Below are 21074 nucleotides of genomic sequence, written 5' to 3'. Positions count from 1 at the left end.
GATCGTTTTTGATTGACAACAGGACCCGATCAAGCGAATTTCGAGGCAACGAGACGCAAGCCATCAGGCTTACCTGGGAGGAAAAGATGCTGAATTCCGCTGCCGGTTCCCGGCTTGCCAACCTGTGGGATGACCAGAAGGCTTCCGGCATGAGCGAAGCGGAGCTGCTGCTCTATCGCTCCAACCTCCTGGGGTCCGACAAGCGCATCACCAATTACGGCGGTGGCAACACCTCCGCCAAGGCGATGGAAAAGGATCCCCTCACCGGCGATCAGGTCGAGGTTCTCTGGGTCAAGGGCTCCGGCGGCGATGTCGGCACCATCAAGATGGATGGCTTTGCGACACTCTACATGGACAAGCTGCGGGCGCTGAAAGGGCTCTACCGCGGCGTCGAGTTCGAAGACGAGATGGTCGCCTGCCTGCCCCACTGCACGTTCAACCTGAACCCGCGCGCGGCCTCCATCGATACCCCGCTTCATGCCTATGTGCCGAAAAGCCATGTCGACCATATGCATCCGGACGCGATCATCGCCATTGCGGCGGCAAGCGACAGCAAGGCACTGACGCAGGAAATTTTCGGCGGCGAGATCGGGTGGCTGCCCTGGAAGCGCCCAGGCTATGAACTCGGCCTGTGGCTGGAGAAATTCTGCCTGGAAAATCCGGAGGCCCGCGGGGTCGTGCTGGAAAGCCACGGCCTGTTTACCTGGGCCGACGACGCCAGGACCTGCTACGAAACCACGCTGGAAGTCATCAACAAGGCGATTGCCTGGTTTGAGGAAAAGACAGCTGGCAAGGACGCTTTCGGCGGTTCGAAACACCGCGCCCTTGCCCCATCCGACCGGCGCATGATTGCTGCCCGTCTGATGCCCGCGATCCGGGGGATGGTCTCCGGCAAACAGCATATGGTCGGTCATTTCGATGACAGCGACGCAGTCCTGGAATTTGTCTGCGCCAACGACATGGAGGCCCTTGCCGCCCTCGGCACCAGCTGCCCGGACCATTTCCTGCGCACCAAGATCCGCCCGCTTGTCGTCGATTTCGATCCGGCCAATCCGGATATCGAGGCAACGCTTGCCGGTCTCGCTCAGGCAGCCGAAGCCTATCGTGCTGACTATGCGGCCTACTATGAGCGCTGCAAGCACGACGACAGCCCTGCCCTGCGCGACCCGAATGCGGTCGTTTACCTGATACCGGGCGTCGGCATGATCACCTTTGCCAAGGACAAGGCAACGGCACGTATTTCCGGCGAATTCTACACCAACGCCATCAATGTCATGCGCGGCGCCTCAAGCGTCTCCACCTATTGCGGCTTGCCCGAGCAGGAGGCCTTCGACATCGAATACTGGCTTCTGGAGGAGGCCAAACTTCAGCGCATGCCGAAACCCAAGAGCCTTGCCGGCAAGATCGCTTTGGTGACAGGCGGAGCCGGCGGCATCGGCTCGGCCACCGCTGAACGTTTCCTGCGCGAAGGAGCCTGCGTGGTGCTGGCTGACATCGATGCGGACGCACTCGCCGCTGCCGCCGACAATCTCACCGCCCGCTATTCCAGGGACGTCGTGCGCACGGTGACGATGGATGTCACCAGCGAAGACGCCGTGGCAGAAAGCTTTGCCCGCGCCGCCCTGGAGTTCGGCGGTGTCGATATTCTTGTCTCCAACGCCGGTATCGCCTCTTCCGCCCCCATCGAGGACACCACGCTTGACCTGTGGAACCGGAACATGTCGATCCTGTCGACCGGCTATTTCCTGGTGTCCCGAGAAGCCTTCAAGGTGATGAAGACGCAAGGGATCGGCGGGTCCATCGTGTTCATCGGCTCCAAGAACGGCCTTGCGGCCTCTCCGGGCGCCAGCGCCTATTGCACGGCAAAGGCCTCCGAACTGCATCTCGCCCGCTGTCTCGCCCTGGAAGGTGCGCCGGAAGGGATCCGCGTCAATGTGGTCAACCCGGATGCGGTGCTGCGGGGCTCCAAGATCTGGTCCGGCGACTGGCTGAAGGAACGCGCCGAAGCCTACGGCAAGGATACCTCCGAGCTGGAGGAACATTACCGCCAGCGCTCGCTGCTGAAACTCTCCGTGCTGCCGGAAGACATCGCCGAGGCGACCTACTTCTTCGCCTCCGAGTTTTCCGCCAAGTCGACCGGGAACATTCTCAATGTCGATGCCGGCAACGTGCAGGCGTTCACGCGGTAGCAGTCAGTAACATTGCCGAACCACTCTCCCCTCATCCTGAGGAGGACCGGCAGGTCCGTCTCGAAGGATGGGCCACACGAACAGAGCTTGCCGCCCATCCTTCGAGACGCGAGCAGGCTCGCTCCTCAGGATGAGGACGTGGATTTGGGGGAAGTGATCTTGGAACAAACGGATCGAGGAAAATCCGGGAAAGGATCTTCTCATGATGATCGACACATCGCTGGTCGCCGGGGAAAACGAGACCCGCGAAGCCGACCTGAAGCGTGACTATGAAACCCTGGGCGAACGGCTGGACCGGCGCGGGGTTTCCATCGACACGGTCAAGGCGAAGGTCGCCGCCTATGGCCTAGCCGTCCCCTCCTGGGGCGTCGGTACCGGCGGCACGCGGTTCGCACGGTTTCCCGGCAAGGGCGAACCGCGCAACATCTTCGACAAACTGGAAGATTGCAGCGTCATCCAGCAGCTAACCCGCGCAACGCCAAATGTTTCCCTGCACATTCCCTGGGACAAGGCCGATCCGGCAGAGCTGAAGGCCAAGGCAAGTGCGCTCGGGCTCGGTTTTGACGCCATGAACTCCAACACCTTTCAGGATCAGGACGGTCAGGTGCATTCCTACAAGTTCGGCTCGCTCAGCCACACTGATGCAGCCACACGCCAGCAGGCGGTTGAGCACAATCTGGAATGCATCGAAATCGGCAAGGCCATCGGCTCCCGGGCCCTGACTGTCTGGATTGGCGATGGATCGAATTTCCCGGGTCAGACGAACTTCACGCGCCAGTTCGAGCGATACCTGGATGCAGCACAATCCATCTATGCGGAGCTGCCGGACGACTGGCGGCTGTTCACCGAGCACAAGATGTATGAGCCCGCCTTCTATTCCACTGTCGTGCAGGACTGGGGCACCAACTACATGATCGCGCAGGAACTGGGCGAGAAGGCCTTTTGCCTGGTCGACCTCGGACACCATGCACCCAACGTCAATATCGAGATGATCGTTGCCCGGCTGATTCAGTTCGGCAAGCTCGGCGGTTTCCATTTCAACGACAGCAAATACGGCGACGACGACCTGGATACGGGCTCCATCGATCCGTACCGGCTGTTCCTGGTGTTCAACGAACTGGTGGACGCCGAAACGAGACAGGCTCCGGGGTTCAACCCGGCTCATATGCTCGACCAGTCTCACAATGTCACCGACCCCATCGAAAGCCTGATGGTCTCCGCCATGGAAGTTCAGCGCGCCTACGCGCAGGCCCTGCTGGTCGACCGGTCAGCGCTGGACGGTTTTCAGGACAGCAACGACGCCCTGATGGCGACAACAACGCTGAAAACTGCGTTCCGAACCGACGTGGAGCCGATCCTGGCCATGGCAAGACTGGAAAACGGTGGCGCTATCGATCCCGTTGCGGCCTACCGCGCGGCCGGTTACCGGCAGAAGGTGGCGGAGGTCCGCCCGGAAGTCTCCGGCGCCGGTGGCGGGATCGTCTGACGCAAAGCCGCGCTCAGGTCCGGGAGGCTGTAGCTTGATCGGCCGAACTTTGGCACAGTCCGGCCCTGCCAGTAATCAACAGGAAGGCGCTCGGCGTGAAAGCCCAATATGTGGAACTGATCGATGCGGTCGCGACCCTTGGAAGCCTCGCGGCAGCCGCAAAGGCCCTTGGCAAGTCTCAACCGGCGATCACCAAGGCGCTGAAGAAGATCGAGGGCGATCTCGGTGTCGTCCTCTTCCACCGGGTGCCAAGTGGCATCGTGCCAACGCTGGAAGGTCAGACGGTCATCGACCGTTGCCGCCGGATCCAGAGCGACCTGCAGAAGCTGACGGAAGACGTGGCCCAGTCGCGCGGGCAATATGTCGGCATGATTTCCGTCGTGGTCTCACCGCTGGCCGCACTCAAGATCATTCCGCCGGTGTTGCGACGGTTTCAGAGCCGATTTCCAGGCGTTGAACTGAACATTACCGGCGGCCATGCGCCGAAAGCCTTTCATGCGCTGAGATCCGGCGAAGCGGACTTCGTCATCGGACCGGCCCCTGACGCCCAGCCCAAGGCCGGGCTTCACGTCGAGCCTCTGCTGACCACGTCGGTGACCTTCCTTGCCGGACAGCAGTCTCACCTGAAGGACCTGTCTAAACCGCAGGACCTGCTGACCGCACGATGGGCCGTCATCGGCCCGAGCAGCCGCCGTCCGCTGTTTCAGGACTATTTCCGGATGCACGGTTTGCAGGGGCCGGCCCCCGTCATCCGCTCCGATTCGATCCTCAGCATTCTGGCGGTTCTCGAACAGTCCGATATCGTCTGCTCCTTTCCATCGCTCATCGTCGACGAGGTGAAGGAACGCTGGGCCGTGACCGCCCTGCCAATCGACCTGAGCATGCTGACCGCGGACATCGCTCTGACCCGGACCAAGGAAAGACTGCTGACACCGGCAGCTCAGGCCTTTGCCGACATCGTTCGCGAGGAAGGCCGAAACTGGGCCCCCAAAGACAAAACGACATAACCTGTAGTTATATCGATGAGTTCGAGTTAATTGAGGGATATATCCCGGGGGTGCTAGATTGCGTTCCAAGAAGGCCGCAGAAGCGGCTCCTTGGGAGGACATCTGAGTGAATATCCTGTTCGTCATGTACGACCAGCTCCGCTTTGACTATCTGAGCTGCGCGGGACACCCCTATCTACACACCCCGAACTTTGACCGGGTCGCCGCCAAGGGCGTGCGTTTTACCAACGCCTATGTGCAATCCCCCATCTGCGGCGCGAGCCGGATGAGCTTTTACACCGGGCGTTATGCGTCCTCGCACGGGGCACAGTGGAACGGCTTCCCGCTGCGTGTCGGCGAACACACGCTCGGCGATCACCTGCGCAAGGCCGGCATGGACTGCTGGCTGATCGGCAAGACCCACATGAAGGTGGATGCGGAAGGCATGACACGGCTGGGGCTCTCGCCGGACAGCATCATCGGCGCCCGGCAGGCCGAATGCGGCTTTGATGTCTGGGTGCGCGACGACGGGCTCTGGGGTGAAGGCCCGGACGGCTTTTATGACGAGAAACGTTCGCCTTACAACGAATACCTCAAGTCGCGTGGTTATGCGGGCGAGAACCCCTGGGCGGACTTCGCCAATGCCGGCGTCGAAAACGGTGAGAAGGCCTCTGGCTGGATGTTCGACAATGCCGACAAGCCGGCCAACATCCGCGAGGAAGACAGCGAAACGCCCTGGCTGACGACCCGCACCATCGACTTCATCGAACAGGCAAAAGCACCCTGGTGCGCACATGTCAGCTACATCAAGCCCCATTGGCCCTACATCGTCCCGGCCCCCTATCACGACATGTACGGGCAGAACCACGTTCCTGCCGCGATCCGCGCCGATGTCGAACGGGAAAATGCTCATCCGGTCTATGCGGCCTTCATGGCCAACAAGATCGCGGCCGCCTTTCAGCAGGACGACGTGCGCCGCAAGGTCATTCCCGCCTACATGGGCCTGATCAAGCAATGCGACGACCAGCTCGGCAGGCTGCTGGACTACCTGGAAGAGACCGGTCGGATGGAAGACACCATGATCGTGCTCACCTCCGACCATGGCGACTATCTTGGCGACCACTGGCTTGGCGAAAAGGATCTGTTCCATGAGCCTTCCGTCAAGATCCCGATGATCATCTACGATCCGCGCAGCGAGGCCGATGCCACCAGAGGCACCACCTGCGACGTGCTGGTGGAAGCCATCGACCTTGCCCCGACCTTCCTGGAAGCCGCGGGCGGTGCCGAAGCCGGTCATATTCTGGAAGGCCGGAGCCTGACGCCCTGGCTGCGCGGCGAAACGCCCGCGTGGCGCGAGGCGGTCATCAGCGAATACGACTATTCCGTCACACCCATGTGCGCATCCCTGGGTGTCACCACCCGTGATGCCCGTCTCTTCATGGTGTTCGACGGTCGCTACAAGCTGATTCATGCCGAAGGCGGCTTCCGGCCGATGTTGTTCGATCTGGAAAACGACCCGGAGGAATTTCAGGATCTGGCCAAGGCAGACGGCCATGAGGCCGAGATCGCCCGGATGTACGACCTGCTGGCCCGCTGGGGCCGGCGCATGTCACAGCGCGTGACCCGGTCGGACGCAGACATCGCCGCCATGCGCGGCAAGTCAGCCCGGCGCGGCATCCTGCCGTTCCTGAAGGATGGGTCGGAAGTGCCGGAGGAACTGACGAAGGCCTATCGCGGTCCTGTCCTGCAGGATCACGTTTCTCCCGAAAAGGGAGGAAATTGAGGTGAGCACGGCAACGGGCCCCGCCCCGGCCATTCCCCGCACCGACAAGTGGATTGCCGATTGTCTCGCTGTGCTTTTTGTTCTCGTGATCCTTACTTATGCGGCGTCCGGGCCGATCACGGATTTCGTTCGCTGGTTCATCGAGGCCACCACACAGGGCTTTGACGAACTGTCCCGCCGCGACCAGCGCACCCTCATGCGCGATCATTGGCTGGGATCCGGTTACCGCTCTTTCGAGCGCTCGTTCCTGCTGCCAACGGGATTGATCATCGGCCTGCCGATTGTCTTTTCCTTTTCCATCTGCCTGCTGACGTTGCACCGGGGACGGGCCGGGCGCTGGCTCAACTGGGCGCTGACCTTGCTTGCACTTGCGGCCTTCGTTTCCTGGATGCTGAAGATCTTCGCGACCGACGGCGGCGCGCTGCCCAGCGCCAGCCCGATCGACTTCGTGATGTTCCCGATTGCCACCGCCATCACGCTCTATCTTACGTGGCGCATGTTCGGCGGCTTTATCGTCGCCTTCTGCCTGTTCTGGGTGGTCTATTTCTTCATCCGCGGCCACCTGCCCGACTGGACCGGCATTCTTGCCGGATCCGACTCGACCTTCAGTCAGAGCCTGCGGGCCATGGTGTTGAACTTCTGGGCCCAGACCGGCGGCCAGTTCGGCCAACCGTTGCAGGTGGTTTCCGGCAGCGTGCTGATCTTCATCGTCTTCGGCGCGGTGATGATGGCCTCAGGCGCGGGCGATCTTCTGATGAAAATTGCAAACCGGCTCACCGGCGGTCTCGTCGGCGGTGCCGCCCATGCAGCCGTCGCCTCCTCCGCCCTCTTCGGCACGCTTTCCGGCGCGGCCATCTCCAACGTGGTTTCCACCGGTGTGATGACCATTCCGGTCATCAAGAAGTCCGGCTTCAAGCCTGCATTTGCCGGTGCCGTGGAAGCTGCCGCCTCCACCGGCGGACAGATCATGCCTCCGGTGATGGGCGTCGTCGCCTTCTTCGTTGCCGGGCAGATCGGGCTGGAATACCGCTACATTGTCGTGGCCGCCATCCTGCCCGCGATCATGTTCTATTTCGCCACCTTCCTGACGGTTTATTTCGAGGCCCGGCAGCTCGGCATCGGCGCTCTGCCAAGGGAGCAACGCCCACCGTTGACCGGCAAGGAATGGGTGCAATGTCTCGTCTTTGTCATGCCGCTGGGTGTGCTCACCTATTTCCTGTTCAGCCAGCCCTCCGTGCCCAAGGCGGGATTTTACGGCTTTGTCGCAGCCATTGTCTGCGCCCTGGTTCTGTTTCGTGAATTCCGGTCCCGAAAACGCCTTTGGCAGGCCTTCGTCAATGCGGGACGCATGGCCGCCTCCATTGTCGTCATCGTCACGGCCATTGGCCTGATTGTCGGCCTGATCCAGGTATCGGGTTTCGCCGGCCGCCTCGCCCTGCTGCTGACACAGCTCGCCAGTGGACCGTTGCCGCTCGTGCTCATCGTCGTTGCGCTCGGTGCCATCGTGCTCGGCATGGGCCTGCCCCCGGGGGCGACCTATTTCATCATCGTCATCGCGCTGTCCTCCGGCATCGATGCGGTTGGCATCCCCGAGCTGACGTTGCACATGTTCGTGGTCTTCTTTGCCGTCATGTCCACGGTCACGCCGCCGGTGGCACTCGCCGCCTTTGCCGCAGCCCCGATTGCCGGCGCCGACCCGATCCGCACCGGCTTCGAGGCCGCCCGCATCGGCATTGCCGGGTTCCTGATCCCCTTCATCTTCGTCTACCACCCGGCGGTTCTCTACAAGCTGCAGGTGCTGTTCGTCTGGTTCGGTTCGGGCGCTCCGGACAGCAAGACAATGGTCGATCTGGCCAGCATTTCCTGGGCCGCGTTCTTCTGGATCATTGCCGCTTTCGCGCTTGCCTTGTGGTCAATCGCCTCCGCTCTGGCCGGGTTTGACCGGGGACGCCTGCCCCCCTGGGAGCGCCTGCTGCGCATCTGCCTTGGCCTGCTGGTTTTGGTTCCGCACGTCGCCATTGCCGGTGCCGCTTCGGTTTTGATCCTGGCGGATATCGCCTTTCACGCAACCCGGCAGCGGAGCCTCGCCTCCGCGCCCAATCCCATACAATGACAAAAGCACTTTTCCACGGGAGGACGGAATGAAACGATTTGCCTTTACGGCCCTTGCAGGACTGCTTCTGGCCGGCTCCGCTTCGGCTGAAGACACCACGCTCAAGATGCAGACCATTGAGCCGAGCCTTGGTCAGGCCATCACCATGGCGACCTTTGCCAACATCGTGACGGACAAGCTCGACGATGTCTCCATTGAAGTTGCCGGTGGAGGTGCCGCAACACTGCACCAGATGGAAACCGCGCGCGGCAATCTGGACATGTACATGATCTCGCCCACCATCCACATTCTGATGAGCAAGGGCGCGGCCATGTACAAGAACGAGCCGGAAGCCCCGGAACTCGCCAAGAATGTGCAGGTGCTGATGTGGTTCCCTTACGGCCAGTATCATTTCGCGGTGCGCGGTGACAGCGACATCACCGTGCTGGACGATATCGAAGGCGCCACGGTTTTCCTCGGGCCCCAGGGCGGCGGCGCCTATAACGCTGCCAAGGGCTGGATCGAGGCAACCACCGGTCTCGCCGCCGGAGAGGACTACGACGCCATCAAGGCCAACTGGGCGACCGGATTCCAGTCGTTCATGGATGGCAAGGTGGAAATGTATGTCAACGGCTGCATCGACCCGTGCCAGCAGTTCATCCAGTTCACCGAAACCGAAACCGTCCGCTTTATCGGCCCCGAGGACGACCAGGGGGAAGCGGTCGACAAGTTCCTTGGCAAATTCCGCCATCGGGCAGAAATCCCCGCAGGGCTTTACGAAAACCAGGTGAATGACGGCCCGGTCAATTCCAACGATACGGCCGTCGGCATCGGTGTGCGCGCGGACCTTGACGAAGAACTCGTCTACCGGATCACCAAGGCCTTCTGGGAGAACCTCGACAGCATCACCACCGATGCCCCCTGGGCAAAGGCGCTGTCACCTGAATACGCCGCTCAGACACTTGGCACAGCCAGGTTCCATCTTGGCGCTGCCCGTTACTACAAGGAAATCGGCGTTCAATAGCCGTCCGGACGCACTGGTCGCGGCACCGCGACCAGTGCCCCCAGTCAAAACCCGGAAGCGTCCGCCCTGCGGAGAAGCTTCGGAAAAGTTGCATCTATCGTTTTTCCACCAAAACGTTGTACCCTTCCAAGTGCTGGTTGGGGGCAGCGGAAGATACCTGAGATTGTTCATGCGGAAGGTATTGATATGACTGTAACTCTCGACATCCAGCAGCCACAGCCCTTTGATCTTGTGGGATCAAGGATATTGATCGCGGGCAATGCGACCGCATTCGAAGGCACCTTGAGCATTCGCGTTTCCGAAGGGCACGACGAATATGCCTCCTTCACCCAGGTCGGTTCACTCGGGCTCAAGCAGTTCCAGGGGTTCATCAATATCCCGGACACCAACCAGTTTCAGATGAATAGGCTGTTCCTGACCCTGGCCGACGACACCGGGAATGAAAACGGTCCGTCCGTGGTCATTCCGATACTATTCGGACCGCGCATCCTGCCCAGTTTTGGCGGCTGGCAGCCCTACACGGTGAAGGCGGGTGACACGCTGACAAAGATTGCGCAAGACCAGTATGGCACCGGCGACTACCAGCCGATTTTCGAAGCCAATCAGCACATTTTATCGAGTCCAGACGTCATTTTCGCAGGTCAGATTCTTCGGGTACCGCGAAACGACATCTGACATCTGTCACAAACAAGAAGCTGCAAAAAGAAAAGGCCCGCCAGAGGCGGGCCTTTCCGTCAAACCATATTCGGCGCTGATTAGCGCGAATAGAACTCGACCACCAGGTTCGGTTCCATCTGTACCGGGTACGGTACGTCAGAGAAGCTCGGAACGCGGGAATAGGTCGCGGTCATCTTGCTGTGGTCGACGTCGAGATAATCCGGAACGTCACGCTCTGCGGACTGGACTGCTTCCAGAACGAGGGCGAGCTGCTTGGACTTTTCACGAACTTCGATCACGTCACCCGGACGGATCTGGTAGCTCGAGATATTGACGCGCTTGCCGTTCACCTTCACGTGGCCGTGGTTGATGAACTGACGGGCTGCGAAAACGGTCGGGACGAATTTCGCACGGTATACGATCGCGTCAAGACGGCGCTCCAGCAGGCCGATCAGGTTCTCGGAAGTATCACCCTTCATACGGGATGCTTCAGAGTAAACCTTGCGGAACTGCTTTTCGGAAATGTTGCCGTAGTAGCCTTTCAGCTTCTGCTTTGCGCGGAGCTGAACACCGAAGTCGGACAGCTTGCCTTTACGGCGCTGGCCATGCTGACCCGGGCCGTATTCACGCTTGTTGGCCGGGCTCTTCGGACGACCCCAGATGTTTTCGCCCATCCGGCGGTCAATTTTGTACTTAACGCTATGGCGCTTCGACATCGCGGTTTCCTTTGAATTCGCGTTGTTATTAAAAAGGAAACGCGCCCTCCTTTATCATCTCAACCCATCATTACGAGAGGAAGGTCAGATCGACAGGGACCCAGCTAGACGGCGCCGGCCGGATGCCCACGGGTGCGTAGATCCGGAAGACATTGCTTGCCGGACCGCGCGGAGATACAGGCAGTACCTCCAAATGTCAATGCGTGGGCCGGCCCGTGCCGGAAAAGATCCACCCCGGTCCAGAGACCCATTCTCTGGCTTTTGTCGCGCGAGCAGACACATTTAACAATCAGGAGAAGGTCCATCGCCACAATTTTTAACGCAACGTCCATAAAATGAGGAAAACAATGCATACATTTAGAGATTTTTAATTGCAGCTTTTCACTATGCAATCACCGTTGCAACCATAGCGAATAATACCAGTGTGACGGCTTGCTCGAGACCCCATCAAATTAAAGAAAGCATATCAGCCGGACCTTGGCAGTAGGATTAGTAATGTCAGCGAATCGTCAACCAGTTCTTCAGACAGTTCCGGAAGGTCCCGGCTCGCTCTGTCGTACGCCGAAGGACACTCTGACGAAACTCGACTACGCCCTGCAGCCGGTCGTCGACATCGGCACAGGCGTTGTTTACGGCTATGAGGCCCAAATTCGGAATTGCGATCTTCTGGGGGCGCAGTCGGCTGACGAGCTGATCGATTTTGCATTCGCCGAAGGGTATTTGCCCCAGCTGGAGGCGCACCTGCTGGTCAAGGCGATGAAACGCTTCGGCAATTTGAAGATCGCCCAGGGCACCAAACTCTATTTCAAGCTGGACGGCCGCAACCTCGGCCATGACGATGATCCACGCATGCGGCTCGGCAAACTGGTGGCCGAAGCCGGCCTGCAGGTGAACCAGATCTGTCTGGAATTCTCCGAACGCCACCAGCAAACCTTTACCGACGTGACCCATCACGCCGTCAACGACCTGCGCCAGCTGGGTTTCCTGATTGCCCTCGACGATTTCGGGCGGGGATCGTCCGAACTGCGGCTTCTGCACGACATGTCGCCCGATTACGTCAAGATCGACCGGTTCTTTCTGAACGGGATCGACGCCGATGCCAGGCGCAAGCTGTTCGTCACCACCGTTGCCAACCTCGCACATGTGCTGGGCGCAAGGGTGATTGCGGAAGGCGTCGAAACGGAAAGCGAGTTCAAGGCTTGCCGGGAAGCCGGCTGCGACCTGATCCAGGGCTACTTCGTTGCCAAGCCCTTCCAGGAGAGCACGTCGGCAAAGCTCTTTTACGATCACGTGCGTGCGCCGGGTGTCGGCCGCAAGCGGCGGGAGGAGCTCGACCGGATCCGCAACGAGTTGATCAAGCTTCCGACGATCCAGTCTGACGCCTCCATGAACGATCTTCTCGACATGGTGGTCCATAACCAGGAAGCCAGTGTTGTTCCTGTTGTGGATGCGAACAACGAACCGCGCGGTCTGATCCACGAACGCGATCTGAAAGCGTATCTCTACACTGGTGCCGCCGGGGACGACGATGCGAAGGCGGCACTCGATTTTCCGCTGCGTTCCTTTGTTCGCGCCTGCCCGATCGCGGACATCGATTCCAATGCTGATATGCTGCTGGTGACCTTCGCCTCCTCGATCAATTCGGATGGCATCATCATCACCGAGAACTTTCGCTATGCGGGCTTTCTCTCCGCCACCTCGCTTTTGAAGATCATCCATGAAAAGCGTATTCAGGAAGCGCAGGATCAAAACCCGCTAACCGGACTTCCCGGCAACGGCGCCGTTTCCCGGTTCATTGCCGAAAGCGGACGCAAGGGCGCCCATGACAGGCACCTGTGTTATCTCGACTTCGACAACTTCAAACCGTTCAACGACACATACGGTTATCGCCAGGGCGACAGGGCGATCATTCTGTTCGGCGAGTTGCTGCAGCGTCATGTGTCGGAGTCCGAAGCCTTTTACGGTCATATCGGCGGCGACGACTTCTTCGCCGGGTTCCAGAACATCGACCAGACCGATGTCGCTGCCCGCATGCTGTCGTTGAAGCGCGCGTTCCGTCTGGATGTGGAAAGCTTCTATGATGCAGACCACCGGGAACAAGGCTTCATCGAAGCCCAGGACCGTTTTGGAACGACGCGGCAGTTTCCGCTGTTGCAATGTTCCATCTCCATCCTCAGCCTGCCAAAGGGCATCACGCTCAATCCGGACAAGCTGAACCACGAGATCATGGAACTGAAACGCGCCGCCAAACGCTCCGACGACGGCCTTGCTGTGAAAAGTCTGGCGGATTGAGGCTGCGCGCTGCGGCACCAGGAAGAACGAGCGTCAAACAGCGGTGGCGTATCTGATCCTTTGAGACAGAGCCAGGCCCCCTCCACACGGCAATCCTGCCGGGTTGCCCTGTCGCTCGACAGCCGAAAAAAGCCAAGATCGTTGGCGCCCGGAAAAACGTCCAACCGCAGCCTTGCGCTGTTTCAGTCGAGCACGAGGCCAAACCCTGCGAGCAGCCGTGCCAACCCCGGATCCTTCGAACCGGAGGTAAAGATCGCCCGGTCCGGCAGATGTCGAGCAGGTTCCCTGGCAACCCGTTCTCCCAGAACACGGACCAGTTGCCGGGCAATGGCCTCGGCGGGATCCAGCCAGTCGACCGGCCAGGGCGCTATCTTGCGGAAGCGGTTGGCAAGAAACGGATAGTGGGTGCAGGCAAGCACGACGATGTCCGTGCGTTTTCCATCCCGCTCCAGAAAACAGTCGGCGATTTCCGGCAACAGTTCATCGTCAGCGACGGTTTCACCGCGCAGGTGCTTTTCGGCCAGTTCCGCCAGCAGGTCTGAGCCGACCAGACGGACGTGGCACTGGCTGGCAAAGCTGTCGATCAGGCTTCTGGTATAGGTTCTGCGCACCGTGCCCGGTGTCGCCAGAACCGAAATCAGCCCGGAGGACGTGCGCTCCGCGGCCGGCTTGATTGCCGGAACCGTGCCGACAAAAGGCACGTCCGGATGCGCCTCTCGCAAGGCGTCTCCAGCAAGCGTGAAAGCCGTATTACAGGCTATTACGACCGCCTTGGGGTCATGTTCGGCGATCAACTTGTCGAACAGAGAGACGATCCGGGCCTTCAACTCCGCTTCCGGCCAGCGGCCGATAGGAAAGGCTTCGTCGTCAGCGACATAAAGAAGCGGGGCGTAAGGCAACAGGTATCGCGCCTCGCGCAGCACCGTGAGCCCGCCAAGACCTGAGTCGAAAAAGAGAACCGGTCCTGAACCCTGCAAGATCTGCCTCTATTCTTCGCTGCCTGAACCTGTCTTGTCCTTGCGCGGCCGCGTTTCGCGTTTTTCCAGCGAAGCCACCACACCGCGCAACGCGCGCACTTCCTGGTCGGTCAGCTCCGCCTTCTGGAAGATATTGCGCAACGTGCGCACCATATGCGGCCGCCGTTCCGGCGGGCGGAAGAAAGTGGCCTTGTCGAGCGCGCTTTCCAGGTGCTCGAAGAAGCGCAACACATCGTCCTTCTTCGCCGGCGGATGAACCTCTTCCGACAGGATGAAGGGCAGCGCACCGGCTGTCGCGGCCTTGCGCCACTCATAGGCGCACACCAGCACGGCCTGTGCAATGTTCAGTGAAGCAAAATCCGGATCAACCGGCAGCGTCACGATCTCGTCGGCCAGCGCCACTTCCTCATTGTTGAGGCCCCAGCGCTCGCGGCCGAACAGATAGCCGGTGGCATTGCCGTTTGTGCCCAGTTCAACGGATTTTTGGGCGGCTTCGTCTGGTCCGCGTACCGGCTTGGGCACTTCACGAGAACGGGCAGTGGTGGCAAAGACGAATTGCAGATCGGCAATGGCCGCCTCGACGCTGTCGAAAACCTGCACCTTGTCGATGACATGATCCGCACGGCTTGCCGCTGCCCTCGCCTTTTCACTCGGCCAGCCGTCACGTGGATTGACGATCCGCAGATCCACCAGACCGAAATTGGCCATGGCGCGCGCCGCCGTGCCGATATTCTCGCCGAGCTGCGGCTCGCAAAGGATCACCGCCGGCGGCCTTGCCGTCACCGCGCGCGCTTCGTCTCGGATGTGTGCATTCTTGCTCATGAGGCGGGGATTTAGCGTTTCTTCGGCGGATTGGGAAGCTGCTTTGCGAGCATTTCCATTTCAATCAGCCCGTTTTTCGTTTCAGCCACAGGTCAGTCACGCCTGCTGTGACAGGGTCGGATTTCCCCTCCCCGATTGCCTTTTCCAGAGGCTTTGCTAGAACACCTGCAAACGTCAGACCCTTCACCTTCCGGAGGGCTTTCAATTGATTGCGTACAATTGTATACGCATGTCGAAATTCATCGGGAGCGGTCCCGCGCCTCTCCTTTGACCATAGTTCGAACGCTAGGAAATGTGACTGTCATGGCCGACATTATCTACACCAAGGTCGACGAAGCACCGGAACTGGCCAGCGCCTCGTTCCTGCCGATCATCCGCTCCTTCACCAAGGCAGCCGGATTGACCGTCGGTACCAAGGATATCTCCCTCGCAGGCCGTATTCTGGCGAACTTCCCGGAGTATCTGACGGACGCGCAAAAGCAGTCTGACGATCTTGCGGTCCTCGGCGATCTGGTCAAGCAGCCGGATGCCAATGTCATCAAGCTGCCGAACATCTCCGCTTCCCAGCCGCAGCTGAACGCCGCCATCAAGGAACTGCAGGCCCAGGGCTACAAGCTTCCTGATTATACGGCCGAGCCGAAAACGGACGAGGAAAAGACCGTCAAGGCCAAGTATGACGCGATCAAGGGCTCTGCCGTGAACCCGGTGCTGCGCGAAGGCAACTCCGACCGCCGCGCACCGAAAGCGGTCAAGGAATACGCCAAGAAGAACCCGCATCGCATGGGTGAATGGCTGCCCTCCTCCAAGACCCACGTCGCCACCATGGACGGGAACGACTTCTTCGCCAATGAAAAGTCGGTGACCGTTTCCGCCGCTTCCGCAGGCAAGGCGAAGATCGAATTCGTCGGCAAGGACGGGGCAACAACGGTTCTCAAGGGCGACTTTGCACTGGATGAAGGCGACGTCATCGACGGCACCTACATGAGCGCCAAGGCACTGTTCGCGTTCCTGGAAAAGGAAATTCAGGATGCCAAGGACATGGGCATCCTGTTCTCCCTGCACATGAAGGCGACCATGATGAAGGTCTCCGACCCGATCATCTTCGGCCTTTGTGTCCGCGCCTTCCTGAAGGATGTCTTCGAGAAGCACGCCGCAACATTTGCCGAGCTTGGCGTCAATCCGGATCTCGGTATCGGTGATATTGAAGCCAAGGTCGCCACTCTGCCGGCTGACAAGGCCGCCGAGATCAACTCCGACATCAAGGCCGCCCTCGACAATGGCCCGGCCATGTACATGGTGAACTCCGACAAGGGCATCACCAACCTGCATGTCTCGTCCGACGTCATCATCGACGCCTCCATGCCGGCACTGATCCGCGCAGGCGGCAAGGGCTGGGGCCCGGACGGCAAGGAAGCCGACGCGAAATGCGTGATCCCGGACAGCTCCTATGCCGGCGTCTACTCTGCCGTGATCGACTTCTGCCGCGAAAACGGCGCGCTCGATCCCGCCAAGATGGGCACCGTGCCGAACGTTGGTCTGATGGCCCAGAAGGCCGAGGAATACGGCTCTCACCCGCAGACGTTCAAGGCTCCGGCTGACGGCACGATCCGCATTGTCGATGCTGCCGGCAACACGCTGATCGAACATGCTGTCGAAGACGGCGACATCTGGCGCGCATGCCGCACCAAGGACGCTCCGATCCGCGACTGGGTCAAGCTCGGTGTCACCCGTGCACGCCTGTCCGGCATGCCGGGCATCTTCTGGCTGGACAAGGCCCGCGCCCATGATGCGGAACTGATCAAGAAGGTGGAAGCCTACCTGCCGGAACATGACACCTCCGGTCTTGATCTCAAGATCATGGCTCCGGCCGATGCGGCGAAATACACCACCGAGCGTATTGCCCGCGGTGAAGACACGATCTCCATCACCGGCAACGTGCTGCGTGACTACCTGACCGACCTCTACCCGATCCTGGAAGTCGGCACCTCGGCAAAGATGCTGTCCATCGTTCCGCTGATGAACGGCGGCGGTCTGTTCGAAACCGGTGCAGGCGGCTCGGCTCCGAAGCACGTCCAGCAGCTCATGGAAGAAAACTACCTGCGCTGGGACAGCCTCGGCGAGTTCTGCGCCCTCGGCGCATCGCTGGAACACCTGGCCACCGTCAAGGACAATGCCAAGGCTCAGGTACTGGCCGAAGCACTCGACAAGGCTGTCGAGAAACTGCTCGACAACGACAAGTCCCCGTCCCGTAAGGTTGGCGGCCTCGACAACCGTGGTAGCCACTTCTACGTCGCCCTCTACTGGGCTGAAGCCCTGGCCGCACAGGACAAGGACGCCGAGCTGAAGGCGCATTTTGCACCGATCGCCGAAGCGCTGTCTGCCAACGAGGACACCATCGTTGCCGAACTCAATGGCGTTCAGGGGTCTCCCGCCGATACCGGCGGCTACTACCATGCTCCGCAGGAGAAGGTGGCCGCCGTCATGCGCCCGAGCGCAACGCTCAACGGCATTATCGGTTGATTTGCAATTACCCCCTTGGGTAGAAGTAGGGCGGCTCCGGCCGCCCTCTTTTTTGCGCCAAGGAACTCATTTCAAATGTCTTTTCCAAATGATACGCAGCATCCGGGCGTTCGCAACGGGGCCGGAGAAGAGTTTTCGCTCTTTTCAGCAACACAGGACACCCGATCCGCCAAATGGTGGCCGGACACGAGTTTTCTGGTGCATGCGCTCAGCGATGGTGATTTTTCGACCCTGCGCGGTGCCATACAGCTGATCGACGACGAGCATGAACCTGTCTTCCTGACGGGACCTGGCAGCGTCACGAACGAACTTTATGCCCGTCTGGAACACCTGGGCTACATGAGGGTCACGGAAAAACCGCTGCCCGAAGACCTGCAGGGGCATCCGGTTGAACGCAGCTTGACCGACTACGGCAAGGAACACATCGCCGATTTCGTCATCGCTCAGCGAATGCAGATGGAGGAACTGGACGGCAACAGGGAGCCCCTGGAAGACTTCTGCACCAAATTCGACAATCTGCGGGAGCATCACTCAGGCTTCCCGATCGAGGCGCTGCAAACCTTCCGGATGTTCTTCTCGGATCCCCGCTACGATTTCGATCTGGACCAATCTTCGAACTATCTTTTCCGGCTCTACAAGATGTTCGGCATTGTCGAGATCTCCGACGAAGGTGTCGCGCGCGCAAGCCGGTTCGGCTCCATGAACGTGCCGTTTCTGTTTGACCTGCTTCTGAAAGAGCGCGGCGCAACGGTCATACACTAAGGGGGCCCTGAAAGGCTCTTGCAGATCGAAAGTCTGCCTTAGTCACAGTACGATCCATTCTGATACCCGCGGGAGACCGGACTTGAAAAACGGCACAGGCAATATCTCGGCCATCTTGTTCGACAAGGACGGCACGTTGCTCGATTTCGATGCGACGTGGGAGCCAGCCTATCGCGAAACCTCGCTCTTCGCAGCCAGGGGCGACCGAACTCTGGCCGACAGACTTCTGGAAGAGACCGGCATGGACCTGGCAAGCGGCAAGTCCGCAGCCGGTTCCCTGCTTGCGGCCGGCAACTCCGCCGAAATCGCGGCCGCCTGGATTGCCTGCGGCGCGGACTTTCAGGAAGGCGCTTTGACAGCAGATCTTGACCGTGTGTTCGTCGGCTGCATGCACGATGCCGCAACGCTTCCCGGCATTCCTGCGGCAGTCGAGACCCTGAGCGAAACCGGGTTCACCTTGGGCGTTGCCAGCAGCGACAGTGAAGCGGCCATCAGGGCTTTTCTCGCCGGCACCGGCCTTGCCCCTCGCTTTGCATTCGTCACCGGTTACGACACCGGATTTGGCCCGAAGCCGAAACCGGGCATGGTGCACGGCTTTGCAGAGGCAACCAGCCTTGTGCCGGATCGGATTGCCGTTGTCGGCGACAACACGCATGACATGGAGATGGCCCGTTCGGCAGGTGCAGGCCTGTGCATTGGCGTCCTGACCGGCACGAGCGCACGTCACGACCTGAATGCCCTGGCCGATGTCGTTCTGGACAGCGTGGCTGACCTGCCGGCCTATTTGGCCGGCACGCCTGCGTGACGAACGGTTGGCTGACGGTCCGAAAAACGCCCCGCCCGGTAGGATTGCTCCTCCCGGGAAACTCCTTCAACGATCCTTTGATCCGATCCCGTTCCGCAGGACGATAATCAGAAACAGAGCCATCATGGCAATCGCCAGCACGGAACCAGCCTTCGCGAGTCCTTCCTCGCCGTCTGCAATGGCGAATGTGATCCCCGGCACCAGTATGACAACGGCTGTGACCGCCAAGAGGTAATGGATCTTGCCGAGCCAGCCCTGCGCCGCCTGCGGTGTCAGCGTGTAGTAGATGCCGAATATCGCCATGGCGACAAACCCGATCAGGTTGAGGTGACCGTGTGCCGGTGCGAGCGTGTGATCCTGGGAAACGGACATCTGGATGCCCCAGGCCATGCCCAAGAGAGCGAAAATCACGCCGGTTGCCAGGAAGAGTGTTCCGAGAGACTTGCTGTTCATGATGCCCTCACTGCACGTTGAGTGGTGGACCGGTTAAGGTCAGGTGATACCGGCGGGCACTTTCCTCGATGGCCGGCATGTCTTCGGGAATTCTGTATTGGCCCGCGGCCATCTCCTCAAAGAAGGTCTCAAGACCGCCCGGGCTCAGGATGACGAGATGCCGGCTTGGCAGATCGCTGACGACGCGAAACGTGTGCTCCCTGCCCTTTGGCACGAACATCGTCTGCCCGGGCCCTCGAACCGACCGTTCCCCTTCGAGCCAGAATTCACAGTCTCCGGTCAGCAGCACAAAGGTTTCGTCGGCATCCTCGTGAATGTGCCTCGGCGGTCCGGACCCCGGTGGAGAAACGCTATCCACGATAGACATTACACCGCCGCTCGCGCCGGTGGAAAGAATGGTTCGGTAGGTAACCCCGAGCCATTCGATGGCGTCAGGCCCCAGCAAGATATCTGACATCGTTTCCTCCAGTGAACATCGGGAAACGAAAGCGCTTTCGTGGAAGGGAGCTTATCGCGGCAGAATCTATATGAAAAATCTATATTTCTCATATAGTCTATTACCATGGTGAATTTATCGACCTTCGATCTCAACCTCCTGAAGGTCCTGGATGCCGTTCTGCGGGAAGGTTCCACCGTTCGAGCCGGAGAACGACTGGGTTTATCGCAGCCTGCAGTATCGGCCGCACTTGCAAGGCTGCGCACCGCCCTGGAGGACGAACTCTTCTTTCGCAAGGGACAGCATCTCGAACCAACTGCGTTTGCGGCAAGCCTGGAAGCGCCGTTGCGCGATCATCTGGAAGCATTGAGCGTCCTGTTGAAAGGCCCGCAGACCTTCAGACCCGAAACATCGACGGCCAGTTTCAGAATTTCCGGCAGCGATTACTTTGCGGAGATGCTGATGCCCGGGCTTGCAGCCCATCTGGCACACACCGCACCGTCAATGCTTGTGCATCTGGTTGATCTCGTGCCGGACAACTACATCAACACGCTTGAGGAATATCAGGTCGACCTGGCTATGATTCTTGCCGCGCCGTTGCCGGAGTGGGTTCAAAGCATGGAGATGTTCACCTCAAGTTTTTGCGTGGTCGCCCGAAGGAACCATCCGAGGCTCCAACGCGCAGGCATTGCGCCTGGAGAGGCTATCCCTATCGATCTCTTCTGCGACCTGGGACATGTGCTGTTTTCTCCGCAAGGCCAGCGCAGCGCAATGGGTGACGCCGCATTGGCACGCGTCGGCAGAAAGCGGCGCGTCGCGATGACGCTACCGGTGTTCGGCGGCGTCTGCCGCGCCGTTTCCGGATCGGATCTCATCGCGCTGCTGCCCACCCAGTTCGCACGGCGGATGGCGCCCATTTCCGATCTGGAGATCTACTTGCCTCCCATGCCCGTGGACCCGGCCCGGATTATCATGGTCTGGAACCGGAAGATGACCTCAGATCCGCCTCATGCCTGGCTTCGCGACCAGATTATCGACATTCTGGCGAGCGTCCACGAAGACCCTTGAGACCTG

General features: G+C 60.0%; 17 protein-coding genes. 12 read left to right on the top strand and 5 right to left on the bottom strand.

Going from position 1 to position 21074, the window contains the following annotated elements; translation table 11 throughout:
• Nucleotides 1–86: 86 nt before the first annotated feature.
• The 7 genes from FMN63_RS22320 to FMN63_RS22290 all read left to right on the top strand — a co-directional run bounded on the left by FMN63_RS22320 (nt 87) and on the right by FMN63_RS22290 (nt 10235).
• Entirely contained in the window at nt 87–2189 is a 2103-nt protein-coding gene (locus tag FMN63_RS22320; RefSeq protein ID WP_148586342.1) for a bifunctional rhamnulose-1-phosphate aldolase/short-chain dehydrogenase, read from the top strand.
• 202 nt (nt 2190–2391) lie between these two features.
• Nucleotides 2392–3675, top strand: a complete 1284-nt coding sequence (gene rhaI, locus FMN63_RS22315; RefSeq protein WP_148586341.1) for an L-rhamnose catabolism isomerase — start codon at nt 2392–2394, stop codon at nt 3673–3675.
• Between the two features lie 95 nt (nt 3676–3770).
• Nucleotides 3771–4682: a LysR family transcriptional regulator gene (locus FMN63_RS22310; protein ID WP_148586340.1), complete on the top strand. Its 912-nt coding sequence runs from the start codon at nt 3771–3773 to the stop codon at nt 4680–4682.
• Nucleotides 4683–4788: 106 nt separating this feature from the next.
• Complete coding sequence (locus FMN63_RS22305; RefSeq protein ID WP_148586339.1) at nt 4789–6444, top strand: sulfatase-like hydrolase/transferase; 1656 nt, start codon at nt 4789–4791, stop codon at nt 6442–6444.
• 1 nt (nt 6445) lies between these two features.
• Nucleotides 6446–8557 carry a TRAP transporter permease gene (locus FMN63_RS22300; RefSeq protein ID WP_148586338.1) on the top strand — a complete coding sequence of 704 codons (2112 nt, stop codon included), beginning with the start codon at nt 6446–6448 and terminating at the stop codon, nt 8555–8557.
• Between the two features lie 28 nt (nt 8558–8585).
• Nucleotides 8586–9560: a TAXI family TRAP transporter solute-binding subunit gene (locus FMN63_RS22295; protein ID WP_148586337.1), complete on the top strand. Its 975-nt coding sequence runs from the start codon at nt 8586–8588 to the stop codon at nt 9558–9560.
• Nucleotides 9561–9746: 186 nt separating this feature from the next.
• Nucleotides 9747–10235: a LysM peptidoglycan-binding domain-containing protein gene (locus FMN63_RS22290; RefSeq protein ID WP_148586336.1), complete on the top strand. Its 489-nt coding sequence runs from the start codon at nt 9747–9749 to the stop codon at nt 10233–10235.
• Between the two features lie 80 nt (nt 10236–10315).
• Here FMN63_RS22290 and rpsD read toward each other — a convergent pair whose 3' ends face one another.
• Nucleotides 10316–10933 carry a 30S ribosomal protein S4 gene (rpsD, locus tag FMN63_RS22285; protein WP_148586335.1) on the bottom strand — a complete coding sequence of 206 codons (618 nt, stop codon included), beginning with the start codon at nt 10931–10933 and terminating at the stop codon, nt 10316–10318.
• A 495-nt stretch (nt 10934–11428) separates the two neighbouring features.
• Between rpsD and FMN63_RS22280 the strand changes: the two genes are divergently transcribed.
• Nucleotides 11429–13225, top strand: a complete 1797-nt coding sequence (locus FMN63_RS22280; RefSeq protein ID WP_148586334.1) for an EAL domain-containing protein — start codon at nt 11429–11431, stop codon at nt 13223–13225.
• A 182-nt stretch (nt 13226–13407) separates the two neighbouring features.
• On the opposite strand, the gene murI is transcribed toward FMN63_RS22280, so the two are convergent.
• Nucleotides 13408–14202, bottom strand: a complete 795-nt coding sequence (murI, locus tag FMN63_RS22275; protein ID WP_148586333.1) for a glutamate racemase — start codon at nt 14200–14202, stop codon at nt 13408–13410.
• Between the two features lie 9 nt (nt 14203–14211).
• Nucleotides 14212–15024 carry an RNA methyltransferase gene (locus tag FMN63_RS22270; RefSeq protein WP_148586332.1) on the bottom strand — a complete coding sequence of 271 codons (813 nt, stop codon included), beginning with the start codon at nt 15022–15024 and terminating at the stop codon, nt 14212–14214.
• A gap of 303 nt (nt 15025–15327) precedes the next feature.
• Here FMN63_RS22270 and FMN63_RS22265 point away from each other — a divergent pair, with 303 nt between their 5' ends.
• The 3 genes from FMN63_RS22265 (at nt 15328) to FMN63_RS22255 (ending at nt 19111) form a co-directional block, all read left to right on the top strand.
• Nucleotides 15328–17544, top strand: a complete 2217-nt coding sequence (locus FMN63_RS22265; protein ID WP_148586331.1) for an NADP-dependent isocitrate dehydrogenase — start codon at nt 15328–15330, stop codon at nt 17542–17544.
• A gap of 75 nt (nt 17545–17619) precedes the next feature.
• Nucleotides 17620–18306 (top strand): hypothetical protein, encoded by a 687-nt coding sequence (locus tag FMN63_RS22260; RefSeq protein WP_148586330.1) that lies wholly within the window; start codon nt 17620–17622, stop codon nt 18304–18306.
• An 82-nt stretch (nt 18307–18388) separates the two neighbouring features.
• Nucleotides 18389–19111: an HAD family hydrolase gene (locus tag FMN63_RS22255; protein WP_148586329.1), complete on the top strand. Its 723-nt coding sequence runs from the start codon at nt 18389–18391 to the stop codon at nt 19109–19111.
• A 66-nt stretch (nt 19112–19177) separates the two neighbouring features.
• Here the strand turns inward: FMN63_RS22255 and FMN63_RS22250 are convergent, their stop codons facing one another.
• Together FMN63_RS22250 and FMN63_RS22245 are read right to left on the bottom strand one after the other, a co-directional pair.
• The gene (locus FMN63_RS22250; protein ID WP_148586328.1) at nt 19178–19564 is read right to left on the bottom strand and encodes a hypothetical protein; all 387 of its coding nucleotides are present in this window, start codon (nt 19562–19564) and stop codon (nt 19178–19180) included.
• A gap of 7 nt (nt 19565–19571) precedes the next feature.
• Nucleotides 19572–20021, bottom strand: coding sequence for a cupin domain-containing protein (locus tag FMN63_RS22245; protein WP_148586327.1), 450 nt, complete (start codon nt 20019–20021; stop codon nt 19572–19574).
• Nucleotides 20022–20126: 105 nt separating this feature from the next.
• Between FMN63_RS22245 and FMN63_RS22240 the strand changes: the two genes are divergently transcribed.
• A complete protein-coding gene (locus FMN63_RS22240; RefSeq protein ID WP_286192732.1) occupies nt 20127–21068 on the top strand; it encodes a LysR family transcriptional regulator in 942 nt (313 codons plus the stop codon).
• The last annotated feature ends 6 nt before the right edge of the window (nt 21069–21074 follow it).

Source organism: Stappia sp. BW2, assembly GCF_008107695.1.
Lineage (GTDB): Bacteria > Pseudomonadota > Alphaproteobacteria > Rhizobiales > Stappiaceae > Roseibium.
Note: the sequence above shows the minus strand (reverse complement) of the source record. Positions and strands in the feature narration are given on the sequence as shown.

Excerpts from the sequence above, each read along its gene's own strand:
- rhaI (WP_148586341.1), top strand. The coding sequence starts at position 2,392 with ATGATGATCGACACATCGCTGGTCGCCGGGGAAAACGAGACCCGCGAA.
- FMN63_RS22260 (WP_148586330.1), top strand. The coding sequence starts at position 17,620 with ATGTCTTTTCCAAATGATACGCAGCATCCGGGCGTTCGCAACGGGGCC.
- FMN63_RS22290 (WP_148586336.1), top strand. The coding sequence starts at position 9,747 with ATGACTGTAACTCTCGACATCCAGCAGCCACAGCCCTTTGATCTTGTG.
- FMN63_RS22295 (WP_148586337.1), top strand. The coding sequence starts at position 8,586 with ATGAAACGATTTGCCTTTACGGCCCTTGCAGGACTGCTTCTGGCCGGC.
- FMN63_RS22265 (WP_148586331.1), top strand. The coding sequence starts at position 15,328 with ATGGCCGACATTATCTACACCAAGGTCGACGAAGCACCGGAACTGGCC.
- FMN63_RS22245 (WP_148586327.1), bottom strand. The coding sequence starts at position 20,021 with ATGTCAGATATCTTGCTGGGGCCTGACGCCATCGAATGGCTCGGGGTT.
- FMN63_RS22240 (WP_286192732.1), top strand. The coding sequence starts at position 20,127 with ATGGTGAATTTATCGACCTTCGATCTCAACCTCCTGAAGGTCCTGGAT.
- FMN63_RS22280 (WP_148586334.1), top strand. The coding sequence starts at position 11,429 with ATGTCAGCGAATCGTCAACCAGTTCTTCAGACAGTTCCGGAAGGTCCC.
- rpsD (WP_148586335.1), bottom strand. The coding sequence starts at position 10,933 with ATGTCGAAGCGCCATAGCGTTAAGTACAAAATTGACCGCCGGATGGGC.
- FMN63_RS22270 (WP_148586332.1), bottom strand. The coding sequence starts at position 15,024 with ATGAGCAAGAATGCACACATCCGAGACGAAGCGCGCGCGGTGACGGCA.
- FMN63_RS22320 (WP_148586342.1), top strand. The coding sequence starts at position 87 with ATGCTGAATTCCGCTGCCGGTTCCCGGCTTGCCAACCTGTGGGATGAC.
- FMN63_RS22250 (WP_148586328.1), bottom strand. The coding sequence starts at position 19,564 with ATGAACAGCAAGTCTCTCGGAACACTCTTCCTGGCAACCGGCGTGATT.